Raw genomic sequence first — 21,118 nt, forward strand, 5'->3', positions numbered from 1 at the left:
GCAGCGATACAGCCCTCGCCAAGACAGTAGGATAGAAAAAATATGTTTGAACGCTTTACAGAACAAGCCATTAAAGCAATCATGCTAGCCCAAGAGGAAGCGCGGCGCCTCGGCCACAATTTTGTAGGCACCGAGCAAATCCTCCTGGGACTCGTCGGCGAAGGCACTGGCATCGCTGCAAAAGTATTACTGGATATGGGCCTCAACTTGAAAGAGGCGCGCAATGAAATCGAAAATATCATCGGCAGAGGTTCCGGGTTCCTCCCGCCGGAAATTCCTTTTACACCCCGCGTCAAGCGCATTTTTGAGACGGCGCTCAACGAAGCCCGGCAGTTAGGCCACAATTACATCGGCACCGAGCACATCCTGCTGGGGCTGATCCAAGACGACGAAGGGGTGGCGGGGAAGGTGCTGCAAAACTTGGGGATCGATCGCCAGAGAGTCCGCACGCAGGTAATTCGTGCCGTGGGAGAAGTGGCGGCGGTACCCGGAGGCAGGGGAGATAGCGGCGATCGCAAAACCCCGACTTTAGAAGAATTCGGCACAAACCTGACCAAGTTAGCCGCAGCCGGCAAACTCGATCCCGTGGTGGGCCGCGAAAATGAAATTGAGCGCGTGATCCAAGTGCTCGGCCGCCGCACGAAGAACAATCCAGTCTTAGTAGGCGAACCGGGAGTCGGCAAAACAGCCCTCGCCGAAGGTCTAGCCCAGCGGATTGTTAATAGAAACGTCCCGGAAATTTTAGAAGACAAACAAGTAATCAGCCTCGATATGGGTTCGCTGATTGCTGGTACAAAGTTCCGAGGCGAATTTGAAGAACGGCTGACGAAAATCATGGCCGAAATTCGCGCTGCCGGCAACATCATTCTGGTAATCGATGAAATTCACACCTTAGTCGGTGCAGGCGCAATTCAAGGCAGCATGGACGCCTCCAATATGCTCAAGCCCGCCCTTGCCAGAGGCGAATTGCAGTGTGTCGGCGCAACTACCTTGGACGAATATCGCAAGCACATCGAGCGCGACGCTGCCTTAGAACGCCGCTTCCAACCGATCAAAGTCGGCGAACCGAGCGTGGCTGAAACAATAGAAATATTGTACGGCTTGCGATCGGCTTACGAACAGCATCACAGACTGACAATTTCCGACGCAGCTTTAGAAGCAGCGGCCACACTGTCAGACCGGTACATTAACGATCGGTTTTTGCCAGACAAGGCGATCGACTTAATTGACGAAGCAGGTTCCCGCGTCCGCGTGATGAATTCACAAACCCCGCCCGAAGTTAAAGAGCTCAAAAAGCAACTGCCTGCAGTAACCAAAGAAAAAGATGCAGCAGTGCGCGAGCAAGACTTCGACAAAGCTGGAAAATTGCGCGATCGCGAATTAGAAATTGAAGCCGAAATCGCCGAAGCTACGATCAACAAAAGCCAACTCAAAACTTCTCCGATCGTCACCGAAGAAGACATCGCTCACATCGTGGCTAATTGGACGGGAGTACCGGTCAGCAAGCTGACAGAATCCGAATCTGAATTGCTGCTGCACATGGAAGATACTTTGCACCAGCGCTTGATCGGTCAAGAAGAAGCTGTCACCGCAGTTTCTCGGGCTATCCGCCGCGCCCGGGTAGGCTTGAAAAATCCCAATCGCCCGATCGCCAGTTTCATCTTTTCCGGCCCCACAGGCGTCGGCAAAACGGAACTTACAAAAGCCCTGGCAACTTATTTCTTCGGTTCGGAAGAAGCCATGATTCGGTTAGATATGTCCGAATTCATGGAACGCCACACGGTTTCTAAACTCATCGGTTCGCCTCCGGGTTACGTTGGCTACGATGAAGGCGGCCAACTAACAGAAGCAGTCCGGCGCCGTCCTTACACGGTCATCTTGTTCGACGAAATCGAAAAAGCTCACCCGGATGTCTTCAACATGATGCTGCAAATCTTGGAAGACGGCCGCTTGACCGATGCGAAAGGTCGGACAGTAGACTTTAAGAATACGCTGCTGGTGATGACATCAAACATCGGTTCGCGAGTGATTGAAAAAGGCGGCGGCGGTCTCGGTTTCGAGTTTACTGAAAGTGCCGCAGACGCGCAGTACAACCGCGTTCGCAGCTTGGTAAACGAAGAACTGAAACAGTTTTTCCGTCCCGAATTTATCAACCGCTTGGATGAGATTATCGTCTTCCGCCAGTTGAACAGGGAAGAAGTGAAGCAGATTGCGGACATTATGTTGCAGCAAGTCTTCAGCCGCTTAACCGAACAGGGTATTACTTTGTCGGTGACGGAACGGTTCAAGGATCTGTTAGTTACAGAAGGCTACAATCCCAGCTATGGTGCTCGACCTTTGCGCCGCGCAATCATGCGGTTGTTGGAAGATGTACTGGCTGAGGAAATGCTGTCTGGGAAGCTGAAAGAAGGCCAAAAGGCGATCGTTGATGTGGATGAAAACGGTCAGGTTAAGGTAGTGCCCGATGGTTCATCTGAGCCGAAATTACCCGAATTCGCATTGAGCCATTAATGCGATCTACAAACGGATAAATACTGTTAATTAAAAACCCGGTTTCTCTGAGAAACCGGGTTTTTAATTAAAAAATACCAGTAAAAAAAGCAACTTATCGATGAATCTAATCCCAGGATTGCAATTGCCCAACCCAATGCTGCACGAAAGCAGAAATGCGATCGCGCCGCGTTTCAAAAGTAGCAGCAATCCAGATAAACACAATCCCAAAAGCCAAACCAATCGCCCATTTAATCAGCGGATAATCGAAGATTAAAACCACCAACTGATAGAAAACATTGATTAAAAATACAGCCGTTCCTACAAACAAAAACGCCCGAACTCGCAGCGCCAAACCCGCTGCAATAGCCACCAAACTAAAAGCTCCCGCAACTAAACCGTGGCTTTGCTGAGTAAAAAGAGGTATCCCGCAAATCAGCGCAGTTGCGACCATTCGCAGAGTGTGGCGCAGCGGTTTTTCTGCTGGTAATTTGAGAGTGCGATCGAACTGAGTAATGTAAAGTAAAGAAAATCCTAAAGGAGTAACATAAAACTCTGGCTGAGTCAATCCTATTTGCCAGAACCACCGCAGCATTATCCAGTCAATTATCGCCACGCTCACATAGGTAAAACGAACTTCCTCCCTTTCCCAAGCTAGGAAAACATAGAAGGCGGCAGCTATCAGCAAGCTAATCGGATAAAACTTAGCCGGACTTTCCAAAATAGTAACTATTGGAATCACCGAAGCAATTACCTGCCAAGGTTTTTTAGACCAACCCCAGTTGTCCCAAGGCAAAATGTAAATGAAATAAGCGAATAGAGAAGCGAGGGCAACTTTCCAAGGCCCCAGCGGCCCGGAAATATACTTAACTAAAGGCGTATTGAGCCAATAAAGCCGGATGCCAAAGGCTTCTAGCCAGCCCAAGTAAATCCAAATTTCTCCCCATTGGCGATCGAGATTATTTCGCCCTTGCAAGAAAGCATATTGAACTAATAAAGCACCAGTGACTAATCCTAAATTTAGGCCGGACTTAATATCATCGGCAGAAGCCCAAATCAGCAGCAAACTGCTCAAAACCCAGTGCAGGTGAGCAAATATTTTTAACTCTGCATTAGTTAAATGTAAATAATTGCTGAGCCAAGAAGATAAAATGCGATAGATATATGTTAAAGCTGTGCCGAGAGTTGCCAGGACAATTAAACCGTCGCCAAAAACTCCTCCCGGTGTTTGAAAAAGTTGATATAGTAGCGATTCGCAAGCAGCAACGGACACACCAATTAACCCCAAATAAACCAAAGGTTTGAATTCTGGCTCCCGCCTACCAATGCCAAGCGCAATTAAAGACGCACCCAACACAGTTAAACCAGTCCAATTAGCAAAAGTGTGCGATCGGAAAGTTAAACCCAATACCCCGTAAACCAAAGGTATAAAATGAATGCTAGGTAAATTTGTTCGATCGGGGTGGCGCCGCCGCCACCAATCCCCCAACAATTGAGTAAACAATCCGAGAGCGATATTAGCCACTGCCAAATTAATCGTAGTGCGATCGACAAAACTCAAACCGACTGCTGTCAACAACTCCAAACTCCAAGCCACAGCATAAATTGCCAGAGGGGAAAGTTGGTGTAAACTTCGGAAAATTATCGCAGCCATTATCACCAAAATAGCAGCCAAAACTTCAGTAGAGGGCGGAAAACTCAAGGTACTGCCTGCGTATAGTTCATAGGAATAAAAAGTAACAGTTGTTAACAGCAAGCCTGCAAGTAAGATTGCCCACCCATCTAAAGCTCGATCGTAAATTTCAGCTAATTGAGAAGACTCAGGCAAACGGCTGGAAAAACGAACAATCATGCTGCGAAGCAACCACAGACACAAAAGAGCGATCGCCCCGGCAATTCCCCAATCCCAACCAGACACAAAACCGAATTGATCGATCGCCGCAGCTACGAAACTCAAGCCAAACCCCACTCCAATCGCAGCCGCTGGTATCTCGACTAAATAGTAAGTATTGACCAACATCAATCCGGCTGCCAAACCCAGACCAATTAACCGATATCCCGGAAAAATAAAAATTATAACTTGTGCGAACATTAGGGCGATCGTACTAAAGGTACTGGCAACTTGTTTGTGAGGAACCTCACTATATTTAGCAACAGCAGTCAAAGCCAAAGGAGTCGCCAACCAGAGCAAACTCCACTGAGCGCGATGATTGGCAGTACCCCCAAACACATGATTTTGCAACAAGATAAAGCTGAATCCTGCTAATACTAAGCCCAAATACCAGGAACTTTGGAACCATGCAGTGTGCCAGCGGAAAAATGCAGAGTTTTCTCGGGAATTTGCCGCTTTCATCCAGACAAAAAATCCCCATTCACTCGCCATGAATGTTAATAATATTGCCGACCAAATATTGGGTGTCAGGTTTGGGAAAAATAAGTCAATTGCCGAAGCGAGCGCGCCTAAACTCATAATGTGAGTTATGGGAACCAAAATTGCCGGATTTCCTGGTTGTTCAGCCGCAGAAGCCGGCCTCGAAACTCGCCGGGAATTATTGGGAATTACGTATTTCCAAGTGATCCAACCTAAAATTAAAGTAGACACTAATAAATTGAGCGATCGCCAAAACGGATTGACTAAACTAATAACAGTTAAAACACTCCCTAAACCGAGAGCAAGGTTTTCCCCAAAACGGGCAAGTTGAAACTTTCGCTGGCGGTAGAGCCACTGCGCTGCACTTACCATTAAAATTAAATAAGGCAACAGCAGAACACCCCAAAAAGCCCAAGGAGTTTGCTGAGAGTTTGTAAGCTGAGTTAAAAATGCAACAAATTGTGTTTTAATCCCTAAAGGAAGCACTCGCCAAAACAGCCAAATACTCTGAAGCCCCACCGCCTCAAGCATTAGCAAATCAAACTCTTGCCAAAACCGCACTAAACGTTTATAAAAAAACCAAACAGCCAATCCGCTAACTGCGATCGCCTGTAGCGGAATGTCGCGAAAACAAACCAGGTATCCCAAACCCACCAAACCCATTCCCGCTAATTGCCAGTTAAAAAAGTTGCTGGGATTTGGCTGGTCGGATATATTGTTTTTGATAGTCCCAGATGCGAGGGGGTGCTGCCAATCCAGCCATGCTAAAAGCACGCCGCAGATCCCCAAAGCTAAACCCATTTCAGCGATATTTACATCCTTGACAAATATCGCCCGACCCAGTAAAATTCCTAAGGAATAAGCTACTAAAACAGCTTTTTTGTAAGTCAGAAAATCTCTGCTCAAACTGAAAGCAGCGGCGAATGTTTCAGTATTTCCCGCGCGTTGGATAGATTGCAATCGTTGTTGCTGAACTTGATAAACTGTAGCAGCAGCAGTTCCCACTGTACCTAAATAAACCGCAGCCAGGGAAAAGCCAGCACTTCCCCACCCCCAGTGCAAATAACTCAATCCCAAGTGATTTAGGGCGATCGATCGAGCGATGTTTTTTCCTGAAAAGCTTTGATATTGATCTTTTATAATCCGGGCAGTTATCCAACTCAAAATAAGTGCCGCTGCGATTGCTACCGCCCAGTCCCAAGGATACCGCCACAATCCAAGAGTATCCATTGCCCAAAAATTGATCGGCACTAGCAACAGCGTCACTTCTTGCAAAGTTTGAGCAGTCAAGTGCAAATTCTGCTGTCTGTTTGCCCAACTGCTAATCGCCCAAAAAGTTAAAGTATAAGCTAACAAAACTCCATATTGTCCGGCAGCAGGAAATCTTTCCCACTGACTGGCAGCTAAGACTCCTGAGGAGACAACTACCATGAACACTCCTAAAAACAACAGCCACACCACGCTAATTTCTGCCATTAGCGAGTGCAAAATTTGAGCGATAAAATTAGGGGTTTGAGTAGTTTCTGTAGGCGTAGCAACACTTTCTCTGCTGCTAGGTAATGCTTGAGGCGTTGATAAGGCAGGTACTTTTGGCTCGTTAACAGGAGTAATCGGGCCCTCAATTTCAGAAATATCTACAGCGGGATCTCTGAGCGGGCAGACTAAATACTGCCGGCACAACTGCTCAACCTCGGCGGGCGAAAGCAAACCCAGCCGCAGCCACGCTTCTAAACCTGTTAACAACTCAGGATGCGACGCTAAGACGCTCAATTCAATTTTGCTCGATCGACCTTTGGGAGACGACATCGGCTTAAACTTGTACTAGGTACCTTCAAGCTATAGCCTAAATTAATGTCGAGCGAACATGACCACATTCCGCCATCCCAATTGGCACAATAAGTATTTATAACTAAAAAGCTGTAGCAGCCAGTGTCAACCCATGAAAAAATCCCGCTGATGCGCCTACACCAGCGTGCATCAGCGGTTAGAAACTCCCAATTAGGACACAGCACCGAGCTTCTTACCGATCGACATATTGCAGCAAAGTGTCCACACTAGCATTGTGGTCTATGAAAGAAAATAAATGTTTGAAGAGGAGTTTTCCCTCTGCATCCAAAACAAACTGAGCGGGCAAAGGAGCACCTAAAGCCTGACCGACTTGATAAGCCCGAAACACTTGACAGCCGGGATCGGACAGCAGAGGCATTTTCAAGCCTAAATCTCTAACCACTATTTGGCTTTGGCGATCGTCGGTACTGGCAATCATCAATAATTCTATATTGCGATCGGCAAATTTTTCCCAGTTTTCATTCAAAGCTTTAATGTGAGGAAAACAGAAAGGGCAATATTGCTTTTCAGTAAAAATCCGCGTAAAAGCCAGAATTACTGGCTTATCGCCCCGATAATTCGACAGCCGTACCAACTTGCCATTATTAATATCCGGCAATTCAAAATCTGGCGTCCTATGTCCCAGCTTCAGAACATTAGTCGCCGGAACAGGCAATAAATTTTGGAAAAACCGCTGATTTAACAAGCCGCTAAAATTAGTAGAAGTCAGCATATTTCCTAATTGCGTAATTGCTAATTGGTAATTAAAAATCCGGTTAAATGAATGCCTCTGCGGGTACGGACACGGCAGGGCCGTGCCCGTACAAATAGAATGTGCTTAAACCGCAGCAAAGAATACCTTAGACTTGACCGGATCTGGAGTCATAGTCTTGTCACCGGGCTGCCAGCCGGCGGGACAAACTTCATCGGGGTGAGACTGGACGTATTGGATAGCTTGCAGAGTGCGGAGAGTTTCGTCCACGTTGCGGCCGAAGGCAAGATTGTTGATAGTAGAGTGTTGGATGATGCCTTCTTTGTCGATGATGAACAGACCTCTGAGGGCAATCCCTGCTTCTGGGTCGAGGACGTTGTAGTCAGAACTAATTGTTTTTTTGAGGTCAGCAACTAAGGGATAGTTGAGGTCGCCGACACCGCCTGATTTGCGGTCTGTTTGTATCCAAGCGAGGTGAGAGAATTCGCTGTCAACGGATACGCCGAGGATTTCGGTATCGATTTTCTTGAAGTCCTCGAAGCGATCGCTAAACGCTGTAATCTCAGTCGGGCACACAAAGGTGAAGTCCAAGGGGTAGAAGAACAGGACTACATACTTTTTGCCTTTATAGTCTGACAGCTTAACTGTCTTGAACTCCTGATCCACTACGGCTGTTGCTGCGAAATCGGGTGCAGCTTGACCAACCCGGAGGCATTCACTGGTCATAGATTTTGTTTCCTTTTTTACGAACTGTTACAAATATATCATACTCATAACGACTACAAGTATGTTCTACAGAAATCAAAAAAACACGCTCTCAAAATTGAGAGCGCGGTTTTTTTGATTAAATAATGGCTCAGGCGGGATTTGAACCTGCGACCTTGGGCTTATGAGTCCCCTGCGCTAACCACTGCGCCACTGAGCCAAATCTAGTTCACGATTTACTATCGTAGCACGGTAGAGCGAGCTATGTCTTCTTTTAAAACAACACTATTTCTAATAACTTATAGTAAAAGTTATGAGTTTTGCTAATCATTCAAAACCCATAACTTCCGACCAGTCGTTACCGAGAAGCGCTGGACGCATCGTCGGGCAGAAAAGCCATGGGATTGATAGCACCCTGTCCTGCGGGATGAATTTCAAAGTGCAAGTGCGGTCCGGTACTGAAGCCGGTGCTGCCCATTTCTGAAATCTGTTCGCCTTGAGCGACCTTCTGACCCTTTTGCACCAAAATCCGGCTGTTGTGGGCATAGACAGTCTCAGTGCCGTCTGGATGGGTAATTTCCACCAGATACCCGTAGCCGCCGTCATTCCACTGAGCATAGGTAACCACCCCGTCAGATGCTGCCACAATTGGCGTGCCGATCGGCCCTGCAATATCAATTCCCTTGTGCATCCGTCCCCAGCGCCAACCGTAGCCAGAAGTCAGAACGCCCTTAGACGGCCAAATAAACCCGTTAGCCGACTGTTTGCCGTTAGGCAGATAAGTATCAGGGCTCGAAAGCGGAGGCAGTTCTGGAGAAACCATGCGTCCCAAAGACGGGTTGCTTAGGGGATCGTAACCGTCTGCCCCCAAAGGAGCAGTTGCTACCACAGGCCGCTGCTGAGCAGAGGTCGGCGTCAGGTTGATCGGTTGCAGTTCCGCTGCGCGAGCGGGGTCTAAACGCTCTTGCTGCTGCTTCTGAACCTGCTCAGACCAGGCTCTCGATGGCGGTCTGCTGATTTCATTCTGCACCGCCTCAGTATAGTCGGGGGTGTAGAGATATGGATTTACACTTGGCATATCCTCAGACGGGTTGACCGAGGGCCCGTCCGTTGGAGTCAGGGACACCGCATTGGCGCCGATCGAATTGCGCGAGGCACGATATTCCTCTCGCAGTCTGACAACTTCTGCCCTCAAGCGTTCGGAATAAGGGTTGAGAGCTTCTGCGGTAGGGAGAGCCTCCGAATTCGACTCTGGTAAAGCGCTAGTTGGATAGGCATTTGAAGCCTGGGCGCTAGTATTTGGCACGAAGCCGATCGGCTGCGGGTATTCTCCCGTAGCGATAGCGGTAGCAGTTGCACTGGCTGGCATTGGCAGGGCACTGGTATCAACTGCACCTGTAAAGGTTGGTTCGCCTTGAAGATCCAGCTTCCCGGGGTCGCTAATGGTTTGGGAAACTTGAGTTAGCGGAATGCTGTTAATTTGGGGAACCATCGGCGCTGAAATATTGTTCAGACCTTCCAAGTTCGCCAGGGGAGAGACAACCGGCACTGTGGACGCGGGCGATCCAACGCCAGCACTGGCTATTTCCGGGGTAGACGAGCTGGGGTTCAAAGATGCGGGAACCGAAGCCGCAGACCATACAGATGTAGAGTTGGAGGCAGAATAAGAGGCTGCCGCCTGCACCGCTGGATTATTTAACCCAACTTGGGGAATTTTCAGCCGTTGATTGACGTTCAGCAAGTTGGGGTTGCCGAGCTTGTTGACGGAGATCAGCTCTTTGGGTGATACGCCGTGACCTTTGGCGATCGCATCTAGCGTATCTCCCGGACGCACGCTGTAGAGTACCCCAGCCGGCGCGGCGGTACTTCCGGCAGGGGTGACGAGCACAGCCGAAGGCAAACTCGGTGTTGCCAGAGACTGTTCAATTGACTCGAATGCTCGATCGGGCGATGTTGCTTGACCGACCCCGGCATTGGGAATTACAGGTGTCGCCCCGAGGTCGGGAATAGTTGTCTGAGTTGCAGAGCCGGGGGATGCCAGCGTCGGTGCTGACTCCGGCAAAGATGCCGCAGGTGTAGATAAATTTGCTCCCCCTTCATACCCTAACAGGGCCCGACCAGATTCTGTGGTGCGGTTTTCCTGTTTTTTCAAACTGTCGATCGCCCCGTCTGCGTTCGGGATGTCGATCGAACTTTGTTCCGGTATCGCCGTGACCAGCGGGGTCGCTGCGGTTGATGGCTGCGCTGTCAGGGCAGCACTATCCAACGGCTCGGAGCCAGCCAGATTTAACTTTTCTTCGGGATTGACCGCCGCTGCGCGCTCTAGCGAAGCCACGGCGGAGTCGGCGGCGTTCTGTTGTGGAGCGGCTCCCGGAGCCATAGGAATTGTCAGTTCTTGACCAACTTGGAGTAGGGTATCGGGTTTGATGTCGTTAGCAGTTGCTAGTGCCAACGGTTCAACTTCATAATCCCGAGACAGCTCCCAAAGGCTTTGCCCCTGCTGCACATTAACCGTCACTGGGTCAGAAGGCGATCCAGGCTGTTCGGCCCTGGAACCATCAACTTGTGCGGAGGTAGCGGGCCCGTTGGCCGAGACTGGCTGTACTTCAGCGGTGGATTCAGATGTCGGTGCGAGTTCAGACGCGCGAGCGCTGTCTCCATTTCTCGGTAGCAGGATGCCAGAAGCACCTACCGATATTGCCAGCCCGATCGTGGCGAGAGAGCGAACTCTGCCTGTGCTGAGCGTTGTCTGTTTGGACGGTTCCGCAGAACCGTCTTTGTCGATTTCACTAGCCTGAACAGGCTTGATTTGGGGATATGTTCGTTTCAAAAAAACGACCTCCTACTGAGAAGCGCTAACTGTCCTTGGAAACACTCAAGGGGATCGCATGACGCTGAATTTAAATCAACAAGCAAAAATATTCTGATTGTTGACAGCTATCATGCTTAGGCCAGATTACCTTGCTTTTTTAATTTAGACAAGCTCAAACCGTCAGAAATTTTGAAATTCTCGGTCAAACCTGCTGCAATTAACCCCAAAACCCTTACACTGCAATAGCTGGAACGAATACATAAAATCTTCGTTCCGGTAAGGCGATGACTCTCATCTATTATTCCGACTTTATGCTAATTTCCGGACAGCCTACAACCGTATATTTACTAGATATAGTGTTCAGACCCAAGCTGGTGCTCGCTCACGCCCTAAATCGCTAAAATCCTCTATTTTTGTTGCTGAATCCTCTTGCGAGTAATTTGGTGTTGCTGATAACAATCTGTTTTTGAATCAATAAAATATATTAATCTCAGCTATCTAGATTTTCACTGCTTTGATACAAATTTCTTATATAAAAAACGAGATTTGGCAGCGTCCGGCAGCTATTAAATATCTATATATTTATGTGTTGATAATGATTTATCCCAGCTCGCCCAACTGTCGTTTAGCTTCAAATAAACCTACAGCGGCGCTGACGGAGAGGTTCAAACTCCTGACTCCAGGCTGGCTCATAGGAATAAAAACTGTGGCGTCACAGGCATCTAAGACGAATTGGGGAATGCCTACAGTTTCCGAGCCAAACATCAGCCAGTCGCTGACCTGAAATTGGAATTGCGCGTAACTGTATCGCCCGCCAGTGCTGAATCCGATCGATCGTCCCCCGCGCTGCTGCCGACAGGCCAGAAAAGCTGCTAAGTCTTCGTGACAGTGGAGATTGACGTAGGGCCAGTAATCTAAGCCGGCCCGTTTCAGGTAGCGATCGCTAATTTCAAACCCCAGAGGGCCAACTAAATGCAGTTCCGTGCCTGTGGCAGCGCAAGTGCGGGCGATATTGCCAGTATTCGGGGGGATTTGCGGGTGAATCAAGACAAGTTGGGGCATGAAGCTAATTAAAAGCAGTAAATACAGCAAGTGGAAAATTTATAGAACTATCCAAAGGTAGATATACCCTATAGCTTTTATTTATAACCTTTGTCGAGCTCCATTGATTAAATATTCTGATTGCTTTTTGGGCATCGCTCTGCAACTTTTTCGCGAGGTTCCGGCTATTTCTCTTATTGGCTGAGTACGCATAGCCAGGGGGCTAGTGAAAGCCCCCCTTATAATAACGGCGGGTACTTCACGCAACTAACTGGGCGCACAAGTTGTCTTCGAGCTCCCATTCTTGGTGAGCCATGCCATTAATCCCTTGCAGAATAATACTGCGGGTGTCCGAACCGCCCTCGTGCAGCTTCAACCACTGCTGGGCGGTGTTACCTTCCCGGAGAATCTTTTTGAGCGGCGAGAGAAAGCAGCTAAAGCCTCGTTTTTTGGCGATCGGCCAGACTTCTCGGTAAATTTCCTCAATCCAATCTCGTGCCAGAATAGTTCTGCCGTCTTGCCAGTGGGTGAGTTCGGCATCCAAACTTTGCCGGGATGCAGCAATTTCGTTGGCGTCTGTGAGGGCAACTAAGTCTTGGTTGCGGGTGGCCGCCGGTAAGGTGCTGAGTTCTAAGGGGTCTAAGCTGGGGTCTTCCATCATCTGCCAAATGCGAGCTTCTAGTAAGGCAGTGATGGCCAACAAAGCCAGAGGATTTACTTCGAGGTCGCAAATTCTCAGTTCCAGGCGGTTGAGACAGTAGGGTCGGCGATCGCCATTAGGCCGCACTGCAGACCACAAATGGCGGACGTTTTGCATGGTGCCGAGTTCTAGCTGTTCTTCAGTCCACTGGATGTAATGTCTGTGACTTTCAAACAGGGGGACGATGGCGGGAGTTTTGGGAAACAAACCCCAGCGAGTGGAATGATAGCCCGTGACTTCGCCGTCGAGGAAGGGGGAAGAGGCGCTCATGGCAAGGTACAGCGGTGCTTCGACGCGGGCGAGGCGGATGGCGCGCATCAGCAGTTCTGGTTGGGAGATGCCGATGTTGATGTGAATGCTGGCGGTGACGACTTTGGTGCCGTAGGTTTGCTCTATGTAGGTGTGGTACGGGTTGTTGGGATCGGATCTGTAAAATCTATCGCTCCCCCCGAGAGACAAGGTACTTCCCGGCAGCAAGGTATAGTCGCCCAATTGTTTGAGATACTCCCGCAGCCGGACTCGCGGCTTGACTAAGGCGCACAGCAGGCGATCGTAGCTGCACAGCGGGGCGGTCGTGTACTCCACATTGCGGCTATCAGGCTCCCGCACAAATCCCTCTAGATCGGCAACTATGCGATCGGAGAGACCGACCACCTCACCTTCGGGAGTGCCGGTATACATTTCTACTTCAAAGCCTTTTGATAGCAGCACGTTTGTTCCTCAGCTAAGTTGAGTGCTAGTTTCTAGTATCCCAAAAATTGACCTGTTCATACTATCTTCCACGAGGCAGAGTTGAAATTTTTCGCGGCTGACACGGAAACCGGGCTTTTCGACGCCAGCAAATGTGAGCGTTTGTGTGTTAGCTGCGATCGGGCTGCCGCGACAAATACTGCCATCGCAAAGAGTTTACGAGGCGGTTTTAGAGTCAGAAAGAGTTTTTGTGCGATCGCGGGCGTGTTTTATTCGGCATTCGCGATCGCACGTATGGTGAAGAGAAGCCACCCCTGCCTCAGACAGAAGTTAGAAAGCACTGCCTACTGCCTTCCTTCTAGCTTCTTCCTTCGACATCTGTTTTCTGCCTTGAGGGGGATAGCCGCAGATATATCTTTAGTGCGATTCTAAATGAGCACTCTGCAATATTTTTGAGCTATTATTAACCCCTAGAAATCCCTGTGAAAGAGCCAGAAAAAACCCCTCCCAATTTTTGGAATATGCTAAGCAATTTAGCCTTAGTTCGGTTTTTGCTTTTATTTGCTTCAGGTTGGGCTGGACTGCAACTTTTAGCTTACTTTGAAACTGCCGTCGCGGTTTTCACGATTGCTGCACTCGTGGCTTTTTTGCTCAACTATCCGGTGCGAACTCTCCAGAGATTTTTACCGCGAAATTTAGCTGTCGCCTTCGTTGTCTTGCTCACCATTTTAGTTTTTGGCGGTCTCACCGTCACCGTAGGCGTCACTCTTTTATCTCAAGGGCAGCAATTAATTGACAGCATGACTGAATTTGTGAATGCTCTGGCGCCTCTGTCGGAGCGCATCGAAGCATTCCTGCGGGCGAGAAACCTGCAAGTTAACCTGCGAGTTATCGAGGAACAACTGCGAAATCAAGCTTTGGCTGGAGTTGTTTCGAGTATTGCTTTTTTACAAGTATTTTTAACCAATTTATTGAATTTAATATTAATTATGGTGGTGGCTTCTTTTATGTTAATTGATGGAGAGAGGCTCTGGCTGTTGGTTCTCAAATTTATACCCCGACACCTGCACAGGCGTTTAAGTTTAACAATAGAGCGAAACTTTTTAGGATTTTTTCAGGCACAAATTCTCTTAATGTTATTTTTGACAACAGCAAGCTTTGTAATTTTCCTGCTGTTAGATGTGAAATTTCCTTTGATTTTAGCATTTATTATCGGATTGTTTGATTTAGTTCCGGGGATCGGAGCCACCCTGGGAATTAGCTTAGTGTGTTTTATTGTATTGTCTCAAAATGTATGGCTAGCTTTAAAAGTCTTGGCAGCTTGCATTGTTTTGCAGCAAATTCAAGACAACTTTATTCATCCGAGACTCATGCAAAATTCGCTTAACCTCAATCCGGTAGTGGTGTTTTTTGCACTGTTAGTAGGCGCAAGATCGGCAGGACTTTTAGGCATATTTCTGGCTATTCCGCTAGCGGGAGTGATAGTTAGCTGGTTTGAAATTGAAGAAATGCAAGCGGAAGCTTAATTGATATAGCTATACTTTTTATATCTAATCCGGCTTAAAAGCCAGGTTTTAAGCAGCAGGCTAGAACCCCAATGCTTAAAAAACTATCCTTTTCGTAACGCCCAAGTAAAAGTAAAGAGAAAAAAGCCACGTAGGATGCACCGACCCCTGCGCACCTTACTGCGTAAATTCAATGAATAAATTGCAAGTCCGTAGGAAATCTTTCTTCTTCTGGTTCTGGATCGTAAATGTAATCGCAGTCAAAACGCAGAGATTGAGCGTGGAGGCTGATGGAAAACCCGCAGTAAGTAACCATTTCTGTAGTAAAAGTGGCCATGACTAACTCAATCAGTTTTTTGTAAGAAATGTTAGGCTGTTGAACGTAATAGGCGCGTCTGGCAAAAAATATTCTCTCATCTTTCGGTACAATTATGGCATTAATTTTGTGTGCGTGTTGAATCGGCTTGATATAGGTTTCAATAAACTGCGACTGATTTTTTTGCAGTCTCGCTAATCTTTCGTGTTGCAACCAAGTCATTTGAAACACAATTTTAATAAATTCAAATCCCAAAATGTAGTTAAAAACATTATTGCGTTCTTCTGTACTCAAGACGAAGCGGAGTGCAGATTCTAAATATTGGTCAGTTTTTCGGCACGCTTGTTGAGCTGAGTGGATATAAAATTGTTTGATGTAGCTTCTTAAATCTGATTCGTTTAATTCTTTTTTGACTCTAAATCTGATTAAATACTCTTTGACTCGGTGTAGAGTATCTACATCTTCAAACATTTTTGAGACTAAACCGTCTGCTGTGTAATCATCTAAAAATTCTGCTTGCAAGTCGGGAGTAGATGCGCACAAGATGTAGCAGAGGGACAAGACATAGCGCCGCTGGTTCCAAGGCAAGCTTTGGGCCCACTCTTTAACTTCTAGAGGAAGTTTTTCCAGCATGATATCTGTGTGTCGGCGTTGAGCAAGGTCGGCACATCTATTTTTTTCTTGAATCATTGCCTGATACCTTTATCAGTAAGTAGACAGAGTACTATATCGCAGATGATGGGAGGGGGAAGCTGCGACAGAGGGTTACAAGTTATTCTGTCATATTTTATTGCCATCTATCTAAATATACATTCTGTAGGGAACAGACGGCGTGATCTGTCTCACACTTTTGCAAATTTTAAATCACAAATGGTAATTCTTCGCATCACATTTTGGGTCAACGAGTGTCACGCATAAAACTAATTCACGTCACCCGAGCAACGGCGGGTTTGCTTGATGATTAAGAAGGGTGATTCATAACTCTTTGTTAGTAATGATTACTGAGGTTAATTATGAACTCGACTACAAGTATTTTTCCTAAAAATCAATGCCAACACTTAAGTTTTGGCGATCGCCTCGTCCAACCAGTGCGACAGTGGCTCGATCGCATTGCAGTGGGAGATCCGCAAGTAGCTCGGTGGTTGTGCCAACTTATACCAGCACAGTGTCCTTTTGAGAGAGATATCCAGCTATTGGGACATCATCTTTTCCACATACCGCCTATGTGCAAGCTGAATCCTGTGTATGAAGAATTAGTGGGGTTGCGTTTTCGGTCGCTCTCCTTTTTAGCTGATGTATGCGGGGAAGATGTAACGCCGTACTGCTGATTGAGGGGTGTCATACCTCGATCGCCATTGATTTGAATTGTGTACGGGGTGCGTGAAACTGCTAGTTGTGCGATCGCTAATTTAAGTCATTATCGTTGATAATAGCACTGGATGCCTCTCAATAGGAGCAGGCATCCATCGTCGCGGTTAAGCCCAAAATAATATCAAACGGTAACAGAAAAAACAATTATTATAAAAATAATTTAACAAGCTACTTTGGCACAGGGAAATGAATATGTTTAACGCAAATGAACTGCTAATTAAGGTTTTTGTAAATCGGCTGATTGAAGGCTACCGCCATACCTACGGCGGGTTCAAATATGACTATGCCGAGATTATTGCTTGGGTAGCGAGTATGGCTTTGGAAAATATTGCTAATAGCGATGCTCTTTACCACAATGTGGAACACACTATTTTAGTGACCTTGGTGGGACAGGAGATTCTGCGCGGCAAACACATCCGCGAGGGAGGTGTTTTATGTGAACATTGGCTGCATTTCCACATTGCTTTGCTGTGTCACGATATCGGGTATGTGAAGGGGGTTTGTCGGCAAGATCGAACTGATTTGAGACTGTATGCAACGGGGATAGAGGATTTGCAAGTGAAGCTACCTCCGGGGGCGACGGATGCGAGTTTGACTCCTTATCATGTCGATCGGGCAAAAATGTTTATTGACGAGCGTTTCGGCGGTCATAAACTGATTGATGCTGAGCTGGTTAAGCGTAATATTGAGCTGACTCGTTTCCCGGTTCCTGCGGATGAAGATTATCAAGATACTGCGAATTATCCGGGTTTAGTTCGCGCTGCTGATTTAATTGGTCAGTTGAGCGATCCGCGATATTTACAAAAGGTTGCTGCGCTGTTTTACGAGTTTGAGGAGACTGGGCAGAATCTGGTTTTGGGCTATCAGAATCCGGGGGAATTGCGGGATGGTTATCCCAAGTTTTATTGGAATGTGGTTTATCGGTATGTCAAGGATGCGATCGGCTATTTGGAACTGACGCAGCACGGGAAACAAATTGTTGCTAATCTGAGCGCAAATGTTTTCCGGGTGGAGCATTCGGATGTGCGAGAGTCTGCGGTGGCTGTAGTTAGCTAGGGTTTGGGCAGATGTAGGGCGATCGATCTTTTTTGGGATACGTAGGTCGCTCTAGCTAAACGTAAAATGTTCTTCTTTGTTTTACGAGTTTGAGGAGACTGGGCAGAATCTGGTTTTGGGCTATCAGAATCCGGGGGAATTGCGGGATGGTTATCCCAAGTTTTATTGGAATGTGGTTTATCGGTATGTCAAGGATGCGATCGGCTATTTGGAACTGACGCAGCACGGGAAACAAATTGTTGCTAATCTGAGCGCAAATGTTTTCCGGGTGGAGCATTCGGATGTGCGAGAGTCTGCGGTGGCTGTAGTTAGCTAGGGTTTGGGCAGATGTAGGGCGATCGATCTTTTTTGGGATACGTAGGTCGCTCTAGCTAAACGTAAAATGTTCTTCTTTTAGATCCCCGCACCTCTTAAAGAAGTCGGGGTTCTGCGTATCCTGTTTTTTTAGCCGTTGCTCACTTAAATCCTGTTGATATTGAAGTGCTAAATCTTCGATGAGTTCGACCATTGCGCGAACCACAGGCATTTTAGTGATAATTTCGCTCTAATACCACTGTCCGTTAGGATTGAATTCCATAAAGTAGAGGGTGTCATCCCCGTCGCGAATGATATCGAATGCACCCAAATTTAATCCAAACTCGTCAAACATTTGATGAAATTTGTTGAGGTAGTCGATCGGCCATTTGTCGGGAACGTAAAGGAGTTTTTCCGGTGCGGTAACGCGCCCATCCAAAGTCACATCTGCATCAGTGGTATTCGGCTCAGTGAATATCTGTGCGTCACCTCAAGAGTCGCATGAATTTTTGCGGGGAAAGCATGAGGCTAAAATAGAGGCGATTGCTCGCTTGCAAGCAATAGGATTGACCGATGAGCAAATCGCGCAATGTTTGGATATGACCCTAGAAGAGATTAGACAAGTAGATTTGACAGAATAAAATATAAGTAGTCGGTAGGCTGTGCGATGTTCATGTCAACCTCTGATATGATGTCCGCTCAATTACTCGTAATAAACAGTCTTTATAGTGAGGACTTTATTCTTCATAATCTGAAGAATAAAGTCCTCACTACCAACCAATTTTAGATACTACTGCATAGTAAGGGTAAAGGAATACAGCAATTAAAGGAACGGGGAATGAGAGAAAAGGCTCTGGAAATTCCTAGGCAGCTTCTCCATCTACTCGACTATCAAACAATTAGTCAAACTAACGGTTTGATAGTTGAATATATCCCAAATTTGCCAGAGAAATCAAAGGAAGGGAAAAAGTACGATCGCACAATTACTCTACTTTTTCTAGTTACCAGGCTGAGCCTGGTAGCGCAGGTTTTTGACGCTCTGGCTCTTTGATTGAGAATTACGCTAAATATTAACTCATCCACCTAATGCGTAAGGATGGGTCTGCCCTCTCTCTAAAGGAAGATTCCATTAAACGAGTAAATTCCGTATGATGCTGTAAAAGTCAGTCAGAGGAGAAAGCTATCTCCGACTCTAGCTCCGAATAACTGACCAATCTTACAATATAAAAAAATACATCTCATGACACCAGTCAGTCCCAATCAAACTTCCTCTCAATACGAAGTTAGCGAACCAGACAAAAAAATTGAGTCTCTGGTAGAAGAAGTTAAGCCAGAAAGCGAACTCGATTTAGAATTCCTCTACACCAGAGACATTGAATTCCGACAAGAAACAATTTATTTCCTTGTAGTCGATCGCTTTTACGACGGCGACCCCACAAATAACGAAGGCCCAAACCCAGAACTTTACGATCCAGAAGGCAAAGATTGGGGCAAATATTGGGGCGGCGACTTGCAGGGAGTTATCGACAAACTCGACTACTTAAAAGATATGGGTGTTACCGCAGTTTGGCTGACTCCGCTGTTCGAGCAAGTAGAAGCATTATTTGTGGAACAAGCTGCGATTCACGGCTACTGGACTAAAGATTTCAAGCGACTAAATCCCCGTTTTATTGCCAAAGGCGACAATCCTTCTGTCAACCAAACACAAGAAACCAAAGATACCGTATTTGACAAATTAGTATACGAGTTGCACCAGCGAAACATGAAACTCGTGCTCGATATTGTCTGCAATCACAGCAACCCAGATTTTAGTGGCAAAAAAGGGGAACTCTACGACGACGGCGTAAAAATAGCTGACTTTAACGACGATAAAGATAACTGGTATCACCACTACGGCGAAGTCAGAAACTGGGAAGATGAATGGCAAGTCCAAAACTGCGAACTGTCCGGTTTAGCAACTTTCAACGAAAACAATATTGCCTACCGCAATTACATTAAATCAGCAATTAAACAATGGCTAGATAGAGGTGTTGATGCTTTGCGGGTTGATACAGTCAAGCATATGCCTATTTGGTTTTGGCAGGAATTTAACGCTGACATTTTAACACACAGACCTGATGTTTTCATTTTTGGCGAATGGATTTACAGCGACCCTAGAAACGATCGTTCTGTGGAATTTGTCAACGAGTCGGGGATGACTATTTTAGATTTTGGCCTGTGCGTGGCAATTCGAGAAGTATTGGGAAAGGGTGCTGAAGCGGGATTTAGCTTAGTCCAAGATGTACTGGATCTGGATCACCGCTACTACGGGGCGACGGAGTTGATTACTTTTATTGACAACCACGATATGCCGAGGTTTCAGTCGTTGAATCCCGATCCAGAAATGCTGCGGTTGGCGATTGGTTTAATTATGACGACTCGCGGCATTCCCTGCATTTATTACGGCACTGAACAGTATCTGCATGATGATACTGAAGGGGGAAATGACCCTTACAACCGCCCGATCATGGAAAAGTGGGATACTGAGTCGCCGATTTACCGAGATGTGCGGTTGCTGTCTGGATTGCGGCGGCTGAATCCAGCTATTTCGATGGGGAGTCAGTGGCAAAAATATCTAACTCCTGATGTTTATTGTTACGTGCGCCGCTATCGCGATTCTGTGGTGTTTGTAGCGATGAATCGCGGCAATTCTGTTACACTTGAAGAGGTTGATACTGAGCTGCCTGATGGAGAGCATACGGAGGTTTTATCGCGCCGCAAGTTTGAAGTTAAAGACGGGATGCTGTACAATTTAGAGTTGGGTGCGCGGGAAGTAATGATTTTTAGCCGCGTCGGAGAGCGAGTTAAGGCGACAACTATTGTGCGGGCGCAGCTTAACAGCGTTAAAACTCAGCCTGGGGAAAGAATTGTGGTGATTGGAGATTGTCCTGAATTGGGGAATTGGGATATTAGTAAGGGTTACCCGTTGGAGTATATCAATACTAATACTTGGTTCGGGGAAATTCCTTTTAATGAAAGTGCGGGGAAGTTGATTTCTTATAAGTATGCGCTGCTACGGGAAGGACAGTCGCCATTGCGAGAAAATCTGGTTTGTCGCCGCTGGGTTTTAGTTTCTGAAGGGACTGTGAAATGGCGAGATAAGTGGGCGAGTGGACGCGAGTCTTAATAGTTTTGAGTTTTGAGTTTTGTGTGAGACAGTCAAATAATTGTTTGCGGATGGTTGGCGTG

General features: G+C 46.9%; 16 protein-coding genes, 1 tRNA gene and 1 pseudogene. 9 read left to right on the forward strand and 9 right to left on the reverse strand.

Annotated features, from left to right (window positions below):
- Positions 1-42: 42 nt before the first annotated feature.
- The gene (locus E5S67_RS06715; RefSeq protein WP_172186296.1) at positions 43-2,511 is read left to right on the forward strand and encodes an ATP-dependent Clp protease ATP-binding subunit; all 2,469 of its coding nucleotides are present in this window, start codon (positions 43-45) and stop codon (positions 2,509-2,511) included.
- Positions 2,512-2,617: 106 nt separating this feature from the next.
- Here E5S67_RS06715 and E5S67_RS06720 read toward each other — a convergent pair whose 3' ends face one another.
- From E5S67_RS06720 to gshA, 7 genes are all read right to left on the reverse strand, one after another.
- Positions 2,618-6,667, reverse strand: coding sequence for a hypothetical protein (locus E5S67_RS06720; protein WP_172186297.1), 4,050 nt, complete (start codon positions 6,665-6,667; stop codon positions 2,618-2,620).
- A gap of 214 nt (positions 6,668-6,881) precedes the next feature.
- Entirely contained in the window at positions 6,882-7,421 is a 540-nt protein-coding gene (locus E5S67_RS06725) for a peroxiredoxin family protein (protein WP_172186298.1), read from the reverse strand.
- Positions 7,422-7,526: 105 nt separating this feature from the next.
- The gene (locus E5S67_RS06730) at positions 7,527-8,126 is read right to left on the reverse strand and encodes a peroxiredoxin (RefSeq protein ID WP_172186299.1); all 600 of its coding nucleotides are present in this window, start codon (positions 8,124-8,126) and stop codon (positions 7,527-7,529) included.
- A 126-nt stretch (positions 8,127-8,252) separates the two neighbouring features.
- Positions 8,253-8,325: transfer RNA gene (locus tag E5S67_RS06735), tRNA-Met, on the reverse strand.
- 138 nt (positions 8,326-8,463) lie between these two features.
- Positions 8,464-10,935, reverse strand: coding sequence for a peptidoglycan DD-metalloendopeptidase family protein (locus tag E5S67_RS06740; protein WP_172186300.1), 2,472 nt, complete (start codon positions 10,933-10,935; stop codon positions 8,464-8,466).
- Positions 10,936-11,517: 582 nt separating this feature from the next.
- Positions 11,518-11,979, reverse strand: coding sequence for a tRNA (cytidine(34)-2'-O)-methyltransferase (locus E5S67_RS06745; protein ID WP_172186301.1), 462 nt, complete (start codon positions 11,977-11,979; stop codon positions 11,518-11,520).
- Between the two features lie 238 nt (positions 11,980-12,217).
- Positions 12,218-13,369, reverse strand: coding sequence for a glutamate--cysteine ligase (gene gshA, locus E5S67_RS06750; RefSeq protein WP_172186302.1), 1,152 nt, complete (start codon positions 13,367-13,369; stop codon positions 12,218-12,220).
- A 133-nt stretch (positions 13,370-13,502) separates the two neighbouring features.
- On the opposite strand from gshA, the gene E5S67_RS06755 reads away from it, so the two are divergent.
- Together E5S67_RS06755 and E5S67_RS06760 are read left to right on the forward strand one after the other, a co-directional pair.
- A complete protein-coding gene (locus E5S67_RS06755; protein ID WP_172186303.1) occupies positions 13,503-13,649 on the forward strand; it encodes a hypothetical protein in 147 nt (48 codons plus the stop codon).
- Between the two features lie 181 nt (positions 13,650-13,830).
- Positions 13,831-14,874 (forward strand): AI-2E family transporter, encoded by a 1,044-nt coding sequence (locus tag E5S67_RS06760; RefSeq protein ID WP_339382772.1) that lies wholly within the window; start codon positions 13,831-13,833, stop codon positions 14,872-14,874.
- A 169-nt stretch (positions 14,875-15,043) separates the two neighbouring features.
- Here E5S67_RS06760 and E5S67_RS06765 read toward each other — a convergent pair whose 3' ends face one another.
- The gene (locus tag E5S67_RS06765) at positions 15,044-15,859 is read right to left on the reverse strand and encodes a cobyrinic acid a,c-diamide synthase (protein WP_172186304.1); all 816 of its coding nucleotides are present in this window, start codon (positions 15,857-15,859) and stop codon (positions 15,044-15,046) included.
- A 323-nt stretch (positions 15,860-16,182) separates the two neighbouring features.
- On the opposite strand from E5S67_RS06765, the gene E5S67_RS06770 reads away from it, so the two are divergent.
- The 3 genes and pseudogenes from E5S67_RS06770 to E5S67_RS06780 form a co-directional block, all read left to right on the forward strand.
- Positions 16,183-16,497, forward strand: a complete 315-nt coding sequence (locus E5S67_RS06770; protein WP_172186305.1) for a Mo-dependent nitrogenase C-terminal domain-containing protein — start codon at positions 16,183-16,185, stop codon at positions 16,495-16,497.
- A gap of 235 nt (positions 16,498-16,732) precedes the next feature.
- Positions 16,733-17,596 (forward strand): Npun_R2479 family HD domain-containing metalloprotein, encoded by an 864-nt coding sequence (locus E5S67_RS06775; RefSeq protein ID WP_172186306.1) that lies wholly within the window; start codon positions 16,733-16,735, stop codon positions 17,594-17,596.
- A gap of 64 nt (positions 17,597-17,660) precedes the next feature.
- A pseudogene (locus tag E5S67_RS06780) lies at positions 17,661-17,912 on the forward strand (metal-dependent phosphohydrolase); the annotation flags it as partial.
- A 228-nt stretch (positions 17,913-18,140) separates the two neighbouring features.
- Here the strand turns inward: E5S67_RS06780 and E5S67_RS06785 are convergent.
- Positions 18,141-18,335 (reverse strand): hypothetical protein, encoded by a 195-nt coding sequence (locus E5S67_RS06785; RefSeq protein WP_216670239.1) that lies wholly within the window; start codon positions 18,333-18,335, stop codon positions 18,141-18,143.
- A 10-nt stretch (positions 18,336-18,345) separates the two neighbouring features.
- Between E5S67_RS06785 and E5S67_RS06790 the strand changes: the two genes are divergently transcribed.
- The 3 genes from E5S67_RS06790 (at position 18,346) to E5S67_RS06800 (ending at position 21,056) form a co-directional block, all read left to right on the forward strand.
- Positions 18,346-18,531 (forward strand): hypothetical protein, encoded by a 186-nt coding sequence (locus E5S67_RS06790; protein WP_172186308.1) that lies wholly within the window; start codon positions 18,346-18,348, stop codon positions 18,529-18,531.
- 197 nt (positions 18,532-18,728) lie between these two features.
- Positions 18,729-18,941, forward strand: coding sequence for a hypothetical protein (locus E5S67_RS32290; RefSeq protein WP_216670241.1), 213 nt, complete (start codon positions 18,729-18,731; stop codon positions 18,939-18,941).
- 189 nt (positions 18,942-19,130) lie between these two features.
- On the forward strand, positions 19,131-21,056 hold the full coding sequence (locus tag E5S67_RS06800; RefSeq protein WP_172186309.1) for an alpha-amylase family glycosyl hydrolase: 1,926 nt from the start codon (positions 19,131-19,133) through the stop codon (positions 21,054-21,056).
- The last annotated feature ends 62 nt before the right edge of the window (positions 21,057-21,118 follow it).

Source organism: Microcoleus asticus IPMA8 (assembly GCF_013179805.1).
Taxonomy (GTDB): domain Bacteria; phylum Cyanobacteriota; class Cyanobacteriia; order Cyanobacteriales; family Microcoleaceae; genus Microcoleus; species Microcoleus asticus.

Excerpts from the sequence above, each read along its gene's own strand:
- E5S67_RS06725 (WP_172186298.1), bottom strand. The coding sequence starts at position 7,421 with ATGCTGACTTCTACTAATTTTAGCGGCTTGTTAAATCAGCGGTTTTTC.
- E5S67_RS06715 (WP_172186296.1), top strand. The coding sequence starts at position 43 with ATGTTTGAACGCTTTACAGAACAAGCCATTAAAGCAATCATGCTAGCC.
- E5S67_RS06765 (WP_172186304.1), bottom strand. The coding sequence starts at position 15,859 with ATGATTCAAGAAAAAAATAGATGTGCCGACCTTGCTCAACGCCGACAC.
- E5S67_RS06770 (WP_172186305.1), top strand. The coding sequence starts at position 16,183 with ATGAACTCGACTACAAGTATTTTTCCTAAAAATCAATGCCAACACTTA.
- E5S67_RS32290 (WP_216670241.1), top strand. The coding sequence starts at position 18,729 with ATGAGAGAAAAGGCTCTGGAAATTCCTAGGCAGCTTCTCCATCTACTC.
- E5S67_RS06800 (WP_172186309.1), top strand. The coding sequence starts at position 19,131 with ATGACACCAGTCAGTCCCAATCAAACTTCCTCTCAATACGAAGTTAGC.
- E5S67_RS06775 (WP_172186306.1), top strand. The coding sequence starts at position 16,733 with ATGTTTAACGCAAATGAACTGCTAATTAAGGTTTTTGTAAATCGGCTG.
- E5S67_RS06720 (WP_172186297.1), bottom strand. The coding sequence starts at position 6,667 with ATGTCGTCTCCCAAAGGTCGATCGAGCAAAATTGAATTGAGCGTCTTA.
- E5S67_RS06745 (WP_172186301.1), bottom strand. The coding sequence starts at position 11,979 with ATGCCCCAACTTGTCTTGATTCACCCGCAAATCCCCCCGAATACTGGC.
- E5S67_RS06730 (WP_172186299.1), bottom strand. The coding sequence starts at position 8,126 with ATGACCAGTGAATGCCTCCGGGTTGGTCAAGCTGCACCCGATTTCGCA.